We start from the raw sequence: 14,465 nt of genomic DNA on the forward strand, positions 1-14,465 counted from the left end.
CGGAAGGTGAGGCCCGCGCGGCGCAGACGGCCGATGAGGGCGTCACCCATGGCCGTCGCCGTGGTGACCTGACCCGCCGTCGGCGGGAGGTCGTCCAGGGCCAGGGCGAGCGCCGACTCGGCGAACATCTTCGCCGTCTCGCCGTACCCCGGGTCGCCGCCCGCGACCTCGGTGAACACCTGCCGTCCGCCGCCCTCGCCCACGAACCGCAGCGAGAACCAGCTCCTGGCCCGCCGCTCCTCGCCCGGTCCCGCACCGGGCTGCAGCCGCCCGGACAACCAGCTCCGGGCGGGCGGCAGTTGCGCGGCGGCCATGACCGCGCCGAGGGCGGCGGCACCGCCCACAGCGACCGGCAGACGCCGTACGGCCGCGTAGTGGCGGTAGCGGAAGGCCGGACCGTAACGTTCCAGCACGCGCGCCGAGCGCCGCACGATCTGCGGGTCGATGACCGGCAGCGGCACCGCCCACGCGCCCACCTCCCCGGCGAACCGCGGCGCGCCCGTCGGCGTGACCGCCCGTCGCCCCAGCAGCCGCGGCTCGTGCCGCGCCCGGTCCCGCGCGGCGGCCCGCACCCGCAGGGGACGCGCGAACTGGCTGAGCGCCGACGCGAGGGTCCCGCCCGAGAAGGCGGCGTCCACCCGGACGAATCCGTCCACGGTCAGCGGTACGCCCTCCGGCAGCTGGCGGACGGTGAAGTACACGCCCAGGTCGGCCGGGACGGAGTCGAAGCCGCAGGCGTGCACCAGGCGCGCCCCGGTCTCGCGCGCGCGTGCGTCGTGCCGTACGTACACCAGGTCCACGAACTCGGGCTCGCCGCACAGGTCCAGGTAGTCCGTGCCGCTGTCGGCGCAGGCGGCGACGAGTTCCTCGCCCACGGCCGTGTACGGGCCCACGGTGGTGGCCAGCACGCGCGCGTGCCGGGCGAGGTCGCGCAGGGAGTCCGGGTCGGCCGCGTCCGCGCGCAGCACTCCGACGGACGCACCCGAGGGCAGCCGCTCACGCAGTTCCCGCAACCGCTCCCCGCTGCGGCCGGCGATCGCCCAGCGCAGCCCCTCGGGGGCGTGTGCGGCGAGGTACTCCGCGGTGAGCGCCCCCACGAAGCCGGTGGCCCCGAAGAGGACGATGTCGTACGGACGGTCGGAGTTCCTCAGCCTGCTCATGACACTCCTCGCTCTCGCAGCCCGCGCCGCTGTCGGTGGCCGAGGCTAGCGTGAGGAGTGCGGTGCACGGCGGCGAGGGCCCGGCGGCGACCGTCCGGCGGTGCGGGTACGGCCACGACGGCCGGCGGGTACGGCCACGAAGCCACCGGGTACGGCCACGGGGCCGGCGGGTACGTCTTCGGTACGCCTTGGCCAAGCGCTTGCTCGCCGAGGGCTTGTATCCGCTGGAACCCGTTCTTAGCATCATCGGTGTTACATCGGTTGTGTCACAGTGAGGGGACCTGATGACAACGGCGGAGGCGGCGGGACGGCACGGCCCGCTGACCGGCGTGCGGGTGGTCGAGCTGGCCGGCATCGGCCCCGGCCCGTTCGCCGCGATGCTGCTGGCCGACCTGGGCGCCGACGTCGTACGGGTGGACCGCCCCGGCGGCGCCGGACTCGGCATCGACCCCGCCCACGACCTCACCAACCGCAACAAGCGCTCGGTGGTCGTCGACCTGAAGTCGCCGGACGGCCCCGCCCGCGTCCTCGATCTCGCCGCCCGCGCCGACGTCCTCGTCGAGGGCTACCGCCCCGGCGTCGCCGAGCGCCTGGGCGTCGGCCCCGAGGCCTGCCACGCCCGCAACCCGCGGCTGGTCTACGCCCGTATGACCGGATGGGGCCAGGACGGACCGCTCGCCCCGCGCGCGGGACACGACATCGCCTACATCGCGGTGACCGGCACCCTCGGCATGATCGGCGAACCGGACACGCCCCCGGCCGTCCCCGCCAACCTCCTCGGCGACTACGCGGGCGGCTCCCTCTATCTCGCGGTCGGTGTCCTCGCCGCCCTGCACCACGCGCGCGCGACCGGCACCGGCCAGGTCGTGGACGCCGCGATCGTCGACGGCACCGCCCATCTCTCCGCGATGATCCACGGCATGCTCGCCGCCGGCGTCTGGCAGGACCGCCGCGGAGCCAACCTCCTGGACGGCGGCTGCCCGTACTACGGCACCTACGAGACCGCGGACGGCCGGTACATGGCGGTCGGGGCCCTGGAGCAGCGGTTCTACGACGAGTTCGCCGGACTGCTCGGCCTGGACGAGCACGCCGGGGCCCGTGCCGACCGCACCCGCTGGGGGGAACTGCGCGAGGCGGTCGCCGCCCGCTTCAAGTCCCGCACGCGGCGGGAGTGGACCGAGGTCTTCGAGGGCTCCGACGCCTGCGTGGCCCCCGTACTGTCGCTGGGCGAGGCCCCGCACCACCCGCACCTCGCCGCCCGCGGCACCTTCACGGAGCACGCCGGCCTCGTCCAGCCCGCCCCCGCGCCCCGCTTCTCTGCCACGCCCACCGCCGTGCGCACCGCCCCCGCCCGGCCCGGCGACGGCGCGGCGGCCGTGGCCCGCGACTGGGACCTGCCCGCCCACCCGGAGGACGGGAACGAAGGGAAGAACGGGACCGGGGAGGCCGGCTCCTGACGGACCCACGACCGCGACCCGATCCCCGGCCCCCCCCACACCCGCCCCGGCCCCCCGGACACCACCCTCGTCGAAAGGCTTGTCAGTGAGCACCGAAGCGTACGTGTACGACGCGATCCGCACCCCACGCGGACGCGGCAAGGCCAACGGCGCCCTGCACGGCACGAAGCCCATCGACCTGGTCGTCGGACTCATCCACGAGATCCGCGACCGCTTCCCCGGACTCGACCCGGCCGCCGTCGACGACATCGTGCTCGGCGTCGTCGGCCCCATCGGCGACCAGGGCTCCGACATCGCCCGGATCGCCGCCATCGCCGCGGGACTGCCGGACACGGTGGCCGGTGTGCAGGAGAACCGCTTCTGCGCCTCCGGCCTCGAAGCCGTCAACCTGGCCGCCGCCAAGGTGCGCTCCGGCTGGGAGGACCTGGTCCTCGCGGGCGGCGTCGAGTCGATGTCCCGGGTGCCGATGGCCTCCGACGGGGGCGCCTGGTTCAACGACCCGATGACCAACCTCGCCGTCAACTTCGTGCCCCAGGGCATCGGCGCCGACCTGATCGCCACCATCGAGGGCTTCTCCCGGCGGGACGTCGACGAGTACGCCGCCCTGTCCCAGGAGCGCGCGGTCACCGCCTGGAAGGAGGGCCGCTTCGATCGCTCCGTCGTCCCGGTCAGGGACCGCAACGGGCTCGTCGTCCTCGACCACGACGAGCACCCCCGCCCCGGCACCACCGCCGACTCGCTGGCGGCGCTCAAGCCGTCCTTCGCGGACATCGGCGACCTGGGCGGCTTCGACGCCGTCGCCCTGCAGAAGTACCACTGGGTGGAGAAGATCGACCACGTCCACCACGCGGGCAACTCCTCGGGCATCGTCGACGGCGCCTCGCTCGTCGCGATCGGCTCCCGCGAGATCGGCGAGCGGTACGGACTCACCCCGCGCGCGCGGATCGTCTCCGCCGCCGTTTCCGGCTCCGAGCCCACCATCATGCTCACCGGACCCGCCCCCGCCACCCGCAAGGCGCTCGCCAGGGCCGGCCTGACCATCGACGACATCGACCTCGTCGAGATCAACGAGGCGTTCGCGGCGGTCGTGCTGCGCTTCGCGAAGGACATGGGCCTGTCCCTGGACAAGGTCAACGTCAACGGCGGCGCCATCGCGCTGGGCCACCCGCTCGGCGCCACCGGCGCGATGATCCTCGGCACCCTCGTGGACGAACTGGAGCGCCAGGACAGGCGCTACGGCCTCGCGACCCTCTGCGTCGGCGGCGGCATGGGCATCGCCACGATCGTCGAACGCGTCTGACCCGCCCCCAGCGGCGTCCTCAGAACCCGGACCTCAACGGAGACCACGACATGACCGAGAGCACCACCATCCGCTGGGAGCAGGACGACACCGGCGTCGTCACCCTCGTCCTCGACGACCCGGACCAGTCCGCGAACACCATGAACCAGGCGTTCCGCGACTCCCTCGCCGCCGTCGCCGACCGGCTGGAGGCGGAGCGGGAATCCGTCCGCGGCGTCATCCTCACCTCCGCGAAGAAGACCTTCTTCGCGGGCGGCGACCTGCGCGACCTGATCCGGGTCACCCCGGACACCGCACAGGACCTGTTCGACGGCGGCCTCGCGCTCAAGCGGAACCTGCGCCGCATCGAGACCCTGGGCAAGCCGGTCGTCGCCGCCGTCAACGGCGCGGCCCTGGGCGGCGGTTACGAACTCGCCCTGGCCTGCCACCACCGGATCGCGCTCGACACCCCCGGCATGAAGATCGGCTGCCCCGAGGTGACCCTCGGCCTGCTCCCCGGCGGCGGCGGGGTCGTCCGCAGCGTACGGCTGCTGGGCATCACCGACGCCCTGCTCAAGGTGCTGCTCCAGGGCACCCAGTACAACGCGCGGCGCGCCCAGGAGAACGGGCTGGTCGACGAAGTGGCCACTTCCCAGGATGAGTTGCTGGCCAAGGCGCGCGCCTTCATCGACGCCAACCCCGAGTCGGGGCAGCCGTGGGACAAGCCCGGATACCGCATCCCCGGCGGCACCCCGGCGAACCCGAAGTTCGCCGCCAACCTGCCCGCCTTCCCGGCCAGTCTGCGCAAGCAGACGAACGGCGCCCCCTACCCGGCCCCACGCAACATCCTGGCCGCCGCCGTCGAGGGCGCCCAGGTCGACTTCGAGACCGCCCAGGTCATCGAGGCCCGCTACTTCGTGGAACTGGCCGCGGGGCAGACCTCGAAGAACATGATCCAGGCCTTCTTCTTCGATCTCCAGGCCGTCAACTCCGGCGCCAGCCGGCCCCAGGGCGTCGAACCCCGCCAGGTGCGCAAGGTGGCCGTTCTCGGGGCCGGGATGATGGGCGCGGGCATCGCCTACGCCTGCGCCCGCGCCGGTATCGAGGTCGTCCTGAAGGACGTGTCCGCGGAGGCCGCCGCCAAGGGCAGGGGCTACTCCGAGAAGCTGTGCGCCAAGGCCGTCGCCAAGGGCCGTACCAGCCAGGAGAAGGCGGACGCGGTGCTCGCCCGGATCACGCCCACCGCGGAGGTGGCCGACCTCGCCGGCTGCGACGCGGTGATCGAGGCCGTCTTCGAGGACCCGGCGCTCAAGCACAAGGTGTTCCAGGAGATCGAGCAGGTCGTCGCGCCGGACGCGCTGCTGTGCTCCAACACCTCCACCCTGCCGATCACCCTCCTCGCCGAAGGCGTGGAGCGCCAGGCCGACTTCATCGGACTGCACTTCTTCTCACCCGTGGACAAGATGCCCCTGGTCGAGATCATCAGGGGTGAGTGCACCGGCGACGAGGCCCTGGCCCGCGCCTTCGACCTGGTCCGGCAGATCAACAAGACCCCGATCGTCGTCAACGACTCGCGCGGCTTCTTCACCTCCCGGGTCATCGGCCAGTTCATCAACGAGGGCGTGGCCATGGTCGGCGAGGGCATCGAGCCCGCGTCGGTCGAGCAGGCGGCGGCCCAGGCGGGCTACCCGGCCAAGGTGCTGTCCCTGATGGACGAGCTGACCCTCACCCTGCCCCGGAAGATCCGGGCCGAGTCGCGGCGGGCGGTGGAGGAGGCGGGCGGCGCCTGGACCCCGCACCCCGCGGACGCGGTGGTCGACCGGATGGTGGACGAGTTCGGCCGCACGGGCCGCAGTGGCGGCGCCGGCTTCTACGACTACGCGGAGGACGGCTCCCGCACCGGCATCTGGCCGGGCCTGCGCGAACATTTCTCGAAGCCCGGATACGAGATCCCGTTCCGGGACATGCAGGAGCGCATGCTCTTCGCCGAGGCGCTCGACACCGTCAGGCTCCTGGAGGAGGGCGTCCTGACCTCCGTCGCCGATGCCAACATCGGCTCGGTGCTCGGCATCGGCTTCCCCGGCTGGACCGGCGGGGTGCTGCAGTACGTCAATGGCTACGAGGGAGGTCTGCCCGGGTTCGTGGCACGCGCGCGGGAACTCGCCGGGCGCTACGGCGAGCGGTTCGCCCCGCCGGCGCTGCTGGTGGCGAAGGCGGAGAAGGGGGAGCCCTTCACCGACGCGCGCTGAGAAGCCGTTCAGCCGGACGGCGGCTCCTGCGTCCCCCGGGGATCCGCTCCCCGGGGGCCCTCCCGTCCGGCCGTGTCCAGCCACTCCCGCAGCTCCTCCTTCAGCGAGCGCTGGAAGGTGGTGAGCAAGGCCTGCACCACCAGGGGGTGCATCAGGGCGGACAGGGACCTCACGTCCCGGGTGTCGCGCTCGGCGACGGCGTCGCGCAGCAGCTTCGACAGCTCGTGGGCGGCCGTACGCGCGTGCTCGGCCAGCACCGCGCGGGCGGCGATGATCGTCTCCTGGGACAGCGGCACGTCGAGGAGCTCCACGCCGAGCCGCAGCAGACCGGAGTCGACGCGGAAGCAGTCCCCGTCGGCCTCGACGACATTCATCGCGGCAAGCCGCCGGACGTCCTCCTCGGCGAGCGGCCGGCCCGCCCGGCGCTCCAGCTCCCGCCGGGACAGCGACTCCACGGTGTCCGGTGCCCAGGACGCGACCACCGCACGGTGGATGGCGAGGTCGTGCGGGGTGAGGTCCGGCGGAAGCTGCCGCAGATGGCGCTCGATCGCGGCGAGCGTCATGCCCCTCAGCTGCATCTCCTCGATCAGCGCCAGCCGCGCCAGGTGCTCCTGGCCGTAGCGGCCCACGCGGCGCGGGCCGAGCACCGGCGGCGGCAGCAGGCCCCGGCCGCTGTAGAAGCGGACCGTGCGCACCGTGACGCCGGCCCGCGCGGCCAGCTCGTCGATCGTGAGGGTCGGCTCGTCGGAGTCGGTCGTCATCGCAGCAGTATCGCTGTCCCACCAATGCTGTGAAAGCCCTGACCTGCTGGTGTACGGCCGGTGACCGGTGAGTGAACGCCGTGTGTGAGAAGTCCCGCTCTGTGACGTACGCCATCGCCGGGGAAGCAGACGCCGGGGAAGCTGCTGTTCTGGTCTGTGCCGCGACATGGGTGGTGCGGGCCGGGTCACGTACGGACACCCGGGCGCAGGCGCCCGGGCACCAGAAAGTGGAACCACCCTTGAGCAAGGACGCCGTGCCCACGGCACAGGTCGCCTCCCACCAGGCGACCGGGACGCCCGCCGACGCGGGCGACGCCGGATACAGCAAGGACCTCAAGCACCGCCACGTCAACATGATCGCCATTGGTGGGGCGATCGGAACCGGACTCTTTCTAGGAGCGGGCGGTCGCCTGCACAACGCGGGCCCCGCCCTCGCGCTGGCCTACCTCGTGTGCGGCATCTTCGCGTTCTTCGTCGTCCGGGCCCTCGGCGAACTGGTCCTTTACCGGCCCTCGTCCGGCTCCTTCGTGTCGTACGCGCGCGAGTTCCTCGGCGAGAAGGGCGCCTACGTCGCCGGCTGGATGTACTTCCTGAACTGGTCGACGACCGGTATCGCCGACATCACGGCGATCGCGCTCTACACGCACTACTGGAGCATGTTCACGTCCATCCCGCAGTGGGTGCTCGCGCTGATCGCCCTCGCCGTGGTCCTCGCCATCAACCTGATCTCCGTGAAGATCTTCGGCGAGATGGAGTTCTGGTTCGCGATCGTCAAGGTCGCCACCCTGGTCGGCTTCATGCTGATCGGCATCTTCCTGCTGGCCACGCAGCACGACGTCGGCGGCCGGACCCCGGGCCTGAGCTCGATCACCGACCACGGCGGGTTCTTCCCGCACGGCGTGATGCCGGTCGTCCTCGTCATGCAGGGCGTGATCTTCGCCTACTCCGCCCTGGAGATGATCGGTGTCGCCGCCGGCGAGACCGCCGAGCCGGAGAAGATCATCCCGCGCGCGGTGAACTCGATCATGTGGCGCGTGGGCCTGTTCTACGTCGGCTCGGTCATCCTGCTCGCCCTGCTGCTGCCCGGTTCGGTCTACTCGGCCGGGGAGAGCCCCTTCGTCACCGTCCTGTCGAGGATCGGCGTCCCGGCGGCCGGCGACGTCATGAACCTCGTCGTCCTCACGGCCGCCATGTCGTCGCTGAACTCCGGCCTGTACACCACCGGCCGCATCCTGCGCTCCATGGCCGCGGCGGGCTCCGCTCCCAGGTTCACCGGGGTGATGAGCCGCAGCCGGGTCCCCTACGGCGGCATCCTCCTGACCTGCGCGGTCTGCGTACTCGGCGTCGGCCTGAACTACGTCATGCCCGCCCAGGCCTTCGAGATCGTGCTGAACATCGCCGCCCTCGGCATCGTCAGCACCTGGGTGACCATCATGATCTGCCACGTGGTCTTCGTCCGCCGTGCCAAGGCCGGCCTGCTCACCCGCCCGCACTTCCGCCTTCCCTGGAGTCCGTTCACCGAGATCATCACGATCGCCTTCTTCGTCGGCTGCCTCGGCATGATGTGGAACGACCCCGAGGTGGGCCGCAAGACCCTCCTGCTGGTCCCGGTGATCGCCGTCCTCCTGGTCGCCGGCTGGTACGGCGTCCGCGGCCGCGTCTCCCGGACTGCCGACCGGGAGCTCTCCGAAATCACGGAGTAAGGGCCCCACCCCGCTGTCGAGGCGTCCGTCCACATGCCCCGAATAGGCTGCGGCCTGGCCGGTGGCATCTGGGAGCGGGTCGAGCCGCTGATCGAGGAGCGGCTGGTGCGGCGGGGATCGTGGTGACGGTGTACGCGTTCGAGGGGTGAGGCCGGGCGGCCGCGTGGGTCGCCCGGCCGTGGGTCACCTCGTGTGGACGTCGTTCGTCGCTTCGATCTTCTTCCAGGACCTCGGCGGAGCGGTGGGAGCCGCCGTCCTCGTCAGGGACGCCGCGCGTGCCGCGGGGGCGGCCGGCTTGGCCGGCTGGAACAGCCAGGTGTCGAAGAGGGCCGCGAGCGGCTTGCCGGAGACCTGCTCGGCGTACTTCTGGAAGTCGGCCACGGAGGCGTTGCCGTAGGCGTGCTTCTGCGGCCAGCCCTTCAGCAGGGCGAAGAACGCCTTGTCGCCGATCTCGTTGCGCAGCGCCTGCACGGCGAGCGCGCCCCGGTCGTAGACCGCGATGTCGAACTGGTCGTCCGGACCGGGATCGCCCGGTGCGACCGTCCAGAAGGGGTCGCCGGCGGGGTGCGAGGCGTACACCCAGTCCGCCAGCTCCTGCGCGGTGCCCTCGCCCTCGTGCTCGGACCACAGCCACTGGGCGTAGCGCGCGAAGCCCTCGTTGATCCAGATGTCCTTCCAGCCCTTCAGTGACACGCTGTCGCCGTACCACTGGTGGGCCAGCTCGTGCACGACGACGGACGTGTTGGAGCCGCCTGCGAACTGCTTCGGGCTGTAGTACACCCTGGTCTGCGTCTCCAGCGCGTAACCGGTCGTCGTGTTCGGCACATAGCCGCCCGCCGAGCCGAACGGATACGGCCCGAAATAGCCGCTCAGCCAGTCGACGATCTCACCGGTGCGCTCCACGCTCGCACGGGCCGCCCCGGCGTTGTCGCCGAGGTCCCTGCTGTAGGCGTTGAGGACGGGGACGCCGCCCTCGGAGGTGCCCGTCGTGATGTCGAACTTCCCGATCGCGAGCGTCGCCAGATACGTGGCCTGCGGCTTGTTCTGGCGCCAGTTGTAGCGGGTCCAGCCGAGCTGCGAACCGGTCGACTGCAGAGTGCCGTTGGAGATCGCCTGCGTGCCGTCCGGCACGGCCACCGACACGTCGTAGGTGGCCTTGTCGCTCGGGTGGTCGTTGCTCGGGAACCACCACCAGGCCGCCTCCGGCTCGTCCGCCGCGATCCCGCCGTCCGGGGTGCGGTGCCAGGTGGTGAAGCCGTACGCGCTCTTCGTGGACGGCACACCGCTGTAGCGGACCACCACCGTGATCGGCGTGTCCTTGGCCAGCGGCTTCTTCGGGGTGATCACCAGCTCGTGCTGACCGGAGGAGGCGTAGGCGGCCGTGGCGCCGTTGACCCGCACCTCGCTGACGTCCAGCAGGAAGTCCAGGTCGAAGCTGGACAGGTCCTGCGTGGTCCGTGCCTCGATCGTCGCCGTGCCCTCCAGCTCGTCCGTGGCCGGCTGGTACTTCAGTCTGAGGTCGTAGTGCGAGACGTCGTATCCGCCGTTGCCGTAGTACGGGTAGTAGGGGTCGCCGATGCCCGGTGCGCCGGGGGAGTGGCTCGCGGCCGATGCCGGGATCGCCAGCAGCAGGGTGGCCGCCGCCAGTGCGCCCGGCGCGATCATTCTGCGGTGCACGTCAGCTCCAAGTCGTAGGTGCACGAGGTTGGTTCGGAGCCTATTGAGTCCCGGTGGCCACAGACGTGTCCATGCCCACCCCTGTCACACGATCGCCATTCGGCCGTCATGAACGAAACACGCTCAGGGACCTTTCGAGCCACGCCCGTGGAGTGAACGCGCCGCCAGGAGCGCGCCCGCTCAGGCGGCCGGGTACGCCAGCCCGGCCGCCCGGCGCGCACAACCCCAGGCCACCGTGACCCCGGCCCCGCCGTGTCCGTAGTTGTGCACCAGCACCCGCCCGCCCGGCAGCTCCTCGCGCTCCAGCCGCACCGCGTGCCGGACCGGCCGCAGCCCCACCCGGTGCCCCAGCACCCCCGCCCCGGCGATCTCCGGCCGGAGGGCCGCGCACCGCTCGACGATCCGCTCGGCCACCGTCGGATCGGGCGCCTGCGACCAGTCGTCCTCCTCGGCCGTGCCACCGAGGACGAGCCCGCCCGGCTGCGGGAAGACGTAGGTGGAGGACTCCGAGACGGGGTCGACCGCCGTCAGCCACGTCGTGATCCCTGGGTTCTCCACGACGACGAGCTGACCGCGCACGGGACGCACCGCGGGATCGGGGACGAGCTCACGGGCGCCGAGGCCGGTGCAGTTCACGACGACCGGCGCGTCGACCGCCGCCAGATCCGTGACCGCCCGCACCTCGACGACCACGCCCGCCTCGATCAACCGATCGCGCAGCCACGGCAGATGAGCCGACATGTCGATCAGCGGTAGCCGCGCCCACAGCGCTGTTCCCGCCGCCCACTCCCCGGCGTGCGCCGGGCGCAGAGAGGGCACCCGCGCCGCCCACGGCCCCAGCGAGTCCAGCCGCGTCCCGGCGTGCACCCCCTCGACGAGGCGTACGCCCGTCTCGTCGGGAAGCGCGGCCAACTCCTCGTACACCGCCAGGGATTCGAGCGACCACTCGCCGACGAGCGACTCCGGCTCGATCCGGTACGGCCACCACAGCGCCCCGGCGACCGCCGACGTCGTGCGTTCGGCGGGCTCACGCGTCCACACCCGCACCCGCCGGCCGCGCTCGGCCAGCACGACGGCCGTCGTCAGCCCGATGACGCCGCCGCCGACCACCACCACCTCGACACCCGGCTCACTGTCCACGCAGCGCACGGTAGCGGAAGGCGCACACCGTGCTCATCTCGGCCCCGGGGCGGGAATACTCACGGCATGCCTGCCGAGTACACGACCTTCGGTCTGGCCCCGGCGACGCGTCCCGGGGAGATCGCCGCCGACGGCGGCCACCGGCTCCACCGTGACTTCGTGGACTTCGTCGTGGACGGACGGCCCCTGCTGTTCCGGCTCGCCGACCTGGACGCGGTCTCCCCGCTCGCCTCCGACGTGCCGCCCGCGATCCTCGCCGCCCAGGTACGCGGCCTGCTGCTGGAGAGCGAGGCGCCGCTGCCGGGCGGCCGGTACCTCATCTACGGCTGCCCCGAGTGCGAGGACCTGGCCTGCGGCGCGGTCACCGCCGTCATCGAGCGGGCCCACGCGCGCGGCACCGGTACGGACGCCGCCGACGGGGCGGACGGGACGGACTACGTCTGGCGGGACTTCGCCTGGCAGACGGACGCGCACGCCGACCTGGAACGGGACGGCTACCACGGCATCGGCCCGTTCCGCTTCGCCGGCGCCGAGTACCGCGCGGCACTGCGGTCGCTGCTGGACGGCGACGGCGGCGGCCACGCGCCCCGCCGCCGGGTGCTGCTCGTCGGGGCCCGGGCCGCCGCCCTCGCCCGGCTCGCCGCCGCCCTGCGCGCCCTCGGCATCGGCGCCGACATCAGCGGCGACACGGTCCACATCCACGCCGGCGAACTGCGCCAATACGGTGCCGTCGTCTTCGGTACGGGCGTCGGCCCGGCCGAACGCGCCGCCGTCCGGGACGCCTTCGAGCGCGCGGGCGCCGACGTGGCCCGCGTCGACGGGACCCCTCCGATCGTGCCGCTCCTGGTCGCCCGGATCGAACAGGCCCTGGACCCCGGTCCCGTCGAGCGGCGTCGGCTGACCCGGCTGACGGCCGCCGGCGGCGCGGCGGACGTCGAGGTCACCTCCGCCTGCCGGGTCCGGCTCACCGCCCACCGACTGGACCGGCTCCACCACACCCGCACCCAGGAACTCTTCGACGGCGTCCTGGAACCGGGCCGGCACCGGCTCGCGCTGGACGCCCGGGCGGTGAAGGGGGAGTCCTTCGTGGTGGCGCGGACGGCCGGGGGCGTGCTGGTGGCGGCGGTGGCGCAAGGAGAGCCGCCGGGGCACCGCCATTAGGATCGGTCCTCTGATGACTGCCACCCTCGTTGCCAAGAACCTCGCCGCCGGGCACGGCGACCGCGCGCTGTTCGCCGGACTGGACCTCGTCGTCGCGCCCGGGGACGTGATCGGACTGGTCGGCGCCAACGGCGCGGGCAAGTCCACCCTGCTCAGGATGCTCGCCGGGCTGAGCACCCCGGAAGAGGGCGAGGTCGCCCTGTCCCCACCGGGGGCGAGAGTCGGGCACCTGCCCCAGGAGCCGGAGCGGCGCGCGGGGGAGACCGTACGGGAGTTCCTCGCCCGGCGCACCGGGGTGGCCGCGGCCCAGCGGGCCATGGACGAGGCCACGCAGGCCCTCGTCGACGGGGCGCCGGGCGCGGACGACGCGTACGCGAGCAGCCTGGAGCAGTGGCTCGGCCTCGGCGGCGCCGATCTCGACGAACGCGCCGACGAGGTCGCCGACTCGCTCGGCCTGGCCGTCGGCCTCGACCAGCCCATGACATCCCTGTCGGGCGGCCAGGCGGCCCGCGCCGGACTCGCCTCGCTGCTGCTGTCCCGCTACGACGTCTTCCTGCTCGACGAGCCGACCAACGACCTCGACCTGGCCGGGCTGGAGCGCCTGGAGCGGTTCGTGACCGGCCTGCGCGCCGGGACGGTCGTCGTCAGCCACGACCGCGAGTTCCTCACCCGCACCGTCACCAAGGTCCTCGAACTCGACCTCGCCCAGCGGCGGATCAACCTCTTCGGCGGCGGATACGCGGCCTATCTGGAGGAGCGGGACGTCGCCCGCAGGCACGCCCGCGAGGACTACGAGGAGTACGCCGACAAGAGGGCCGCCCTCCAGGACCGGGCCCAGACGCAGCGGTCCTGGATGGACAAGGGCGTGAAGAACGCCCGGCGCAAGGCGGGCGGCGACAACGACAAGATCGGCCGCAAGTTCCGCAGCGAGGCCAGTGAGAAGCAGGCCGCGAAGGCCCGCCAGACCCAGCGCATGATCGAACGGCTCGAGGTCGTCGAGGAGCCCCGCAAGGAGTGGGAGCTGCGCATGGAGATCGCGTCGGCCCCGCGGTCGGGCGCGGTCGTCGCCACGCTCCGGGACGCGGAGGTGCGGCGGGGCGGTTTCGTGCTGGGCCCGGTGAACCTCCAGATCGACTGGGCGGACCGGGTGGCGGTCACCGGGGCCAACGGCGCGGGCAAGTCGACGCTGCTGGCCGCGCTGCTGGGGCGGATCCCGGTGGACGCCGGGCACGCGGCGCTGGGCTCCGGCGTGCTGGTCGGCGAGGTCGACCAGGCCCGCCGCATCTTCCACGGCTCCGAAGCCCTGCTGGACGCCTTCTGCGCGGCGGTGCCGGACACCGAGCCGGTGGAGGCGCGGACGCTGCTCGCCAAGTTCGGTCTCAAGGCGGACCATGTGACGCGTCCGGCCGGGACACTCTCCCCGGGTGAGCGGACCCGGGCCGCGCTCGCCCTCCTCCAGGGCAGGGGCGTGAACCTCCTGGTCCTGGACGAGCCCACGAACCACCTGGATCTGCCGGCCATCGAGCAACTGGAGTCGGCGCTGGACTCCTACCAGGGCACCCTGCTGCTGGTCACCCACGACCGCCGCATGCTCGACGCGGTGCACGTCACCCGCCGACTGGAGGTGGCCGAGGGCAAGGTGACGGAGCATTAACGCTTTCCCCGGCTTGCGGGGACCCGCGGTGAACGGTCGGGCACGGGGTCTTACACTCGGTCACCGTTGCCCAGCGGAACGAAACCGCAGATCGGAAGGCATGGTCACCCATGTTCCAAGACGCCCCCATTTATCACCAACTCGTAGCCGAGCGAGGCGACGTGCCCGCGCGCGTGCGTGACGCGGCCACGGCCATACAGCGGCAGCTCGAAGACGTGATGCGA

At 72.4% G+C, this 14,465-nt stretch carries 10 protein-coding genes and 1 pseudogene; 7 read left to right on the forward strand and 4 right to left on the reverse strand.

The window, feature by feature from the left end:
- Positions 1-1,160, reverse strand: a 1,160-nt coding sequence (locus CG719_RS28535) for a saccharopine dehydrogenase family protein (RefSeq protein WP_100571624.1), incomplete at its 3' end; no start/stop codon positions are given.
- A gap of 284 nt (positions 1,161-1,444) precedes the next feature.
- On the opposite strand from CG719_RS28535, the gene CG719_RS28540 reads away from it, so the two are divergent.
- The 3 genes from CG719_RS28540 (at position 1,445) to CG719_RS28550 (ending at position 6,145) form a co-directional block, all read left to right on the forward strand.
- Positions 1,445-2,617, forward strand: coding sequence for a CaiB/BaiF CoA transferase family protein (locus tag CG719_RS28540; RefSeq protein ID WP_100571579.1), 1,173 nt, complete (start codon positions 1,445-1,447; stop codon positions 2,615-2,617).
- 85 nt (positions 2,618-2,702) lie between these two features.
- The gene (locus CG719_RS28545) at positions 2,703-3,917 is read left to right on the forward strand and encodes an acetyl-CoA C-acetyltransferase (protein ID WP_100571580.1); all 1,215 of its coding nucleotides are present in this window, start codon (positions 2,703-2,705) and stop codon (positions 3,915-3,917) included.
- A gap of 50 nt (positions 3,918-3,967) precedes the next feature.
- The gene (locus CG719_RS28550) at positions 3,968-6,145 is read left to right on the forward strand and encodes a 3-hydroxyacyl-CoA dehydrogenase NAD-binding domain-containing protein (RefSeq protein ID WP_100571581.1); all 2,178 of its coding nucleotides are present in this window, start codon (positions 3,968-3,970) and stop codon (positions 6,143-6,145) included.
- A gap of 8 nt (positions 6,146-6,153) precedes the next feature.
- On the opposite strand, the gene CG719_RS28555 is transcribed toward CG719_RS28550, so the two are convergent.
- Positions 6,154-6,906, reverse strand: coding sequence for a MerR family transcriptional regulator (locus tag CG719_RS28555; RefSeq protein ID WP_100571582.1), 753 nt, complete (start codon positions 6,904-6,906; stop codon positions 6,154-6,156).
- 239 nt (positions 6,907-7,145) lie between these two features.
- Between CG719_RS28555 and CG719_RS28560 the strand changes: the two genes are divergently transcribed.
- On the forward strand, positions 7,146-8,609 hold the full coding sequence (locus CG719_RS28560) for an amino acid permease (protein WP_100571583.1): 1,464 nt from the start codon (positions 7,146-7,148) through the stop codon (positions 8,607-8,609).
- Positions 8,610-8,627: 18 nt separating this feature from the next.
- A pseudogene (locus CG719_RS28565) lies at positions 8,628-8,735 on the forward strand (Appr-1-p processing protein); the annotation flags it as partial.
- Positions 8,736-8,792: 57 nt separating this feature from the next.
- Here the strand turns inward: CG719_RS28565 and CG719_RS28570 are convergent.
- Together CG719_RS28570 and CG719_RS28575 are read right to left on the reverse strand one after the other, a co-directional pair.
- Positions 8,793-10,286 carry a M1 family metallopeptidase gene (locus tag CG719_RS28570; RefSeq protein WP_100571584.1) on the reverse strand — a complete coding sequence of 498 codons (1,494 nt, stop codon included), beginning with the start codon at positions 10,284-10,286 and terminating at the stop codon, positions 8,793-8,795.
- 180 nt (positions 10,287-10,466) lie between these two features.
- A complete protein-coding gene (locus CG719_RS28575; protein ID WP_100571625.1) occupies positions 10,467-11,402 on the reverse strand; it encodes an FAD-dependent oxidoreductase in 936 nt (311 codons plus the stop codon).
- Between the two features lie 90 nt (positions 11,403-11,492).
- Here CG719_RS28575 and CG719_RS28580 point away from each other — a divergent pair, with 90 nt between their 5' ends.
- Positions 11,493-12,587 (forward strand): oxidoreductase, encoded by a 1,095-nt coding sequence (locus CG719_RS28580; RefSeq protein WP_100571585.1) that lies wholly within the window; start codon positions 11,493-11,495, stop codon positions 12,585-12,587.
- 13 nt (positions 12,588-12,600) lie between these two features.
- Positions 12,601-14,241: an ABC-F family ATP-binding cassette domain-containing protein gene (locus CG719_RS28585; protein WP_100571586.1), complete on the forward strand. Its 1,641-nt coding sequence runs from the start codon at positions 12,601-12,603 to the stop codon at positions 14,239-14,241.
- Positions 14,242-14,465 lie beyond the last annotated feature (224 nt).

The organism is Streptomyces sp. CB01373 (assembly GCF_002803075.1).
GTDB lineage: Bacteria > Actinomycetota > Actinomycetes > Streptomycetales > Streptomycetaceae > Streptomyces.

What these genes read in the sequence shown, in the direction of transcription:
- CG719_RS28540 (WP_100571579.1), top strand. Translation starts at nt 1,445, where the DNA reads ATGACAACGGCGGAGGCGGCGGGACGGCACGGCCCGCTGACCGGCGTG.
- CG719_RS28550 (WP_100571581.1), top strand. Translation starts at nt 3,968, where the DNA reads ATGACCGAGAGCACCACCATCCGCTGGGAGCAGGACGACACCGGCGTC.
- CG719_RS28555 (WP_100571582.1), bottom strand. Translation starts at nt 6,906, where the DNA reads ATGACGACCGACTCCGACGAGCCGACCCTCACGATCGACGAGCTGGCC.
- CG719_RS28580 (WP_100571585.1), top strand. Translation starts at nt 11,493, where the DNA reads ATGCCTGCCGAGTACACGACCTTCGGTCTGGCCCCGGCGACGCGTCCC.
- CG719_RS28585 (WP_100571586.1), top strand. Translation starts at nt 12,601, where the DNA reads ATGACTGCCACCCTCGTTGCCAAGAACCTCGCCGCCGGGCACGGCGAC.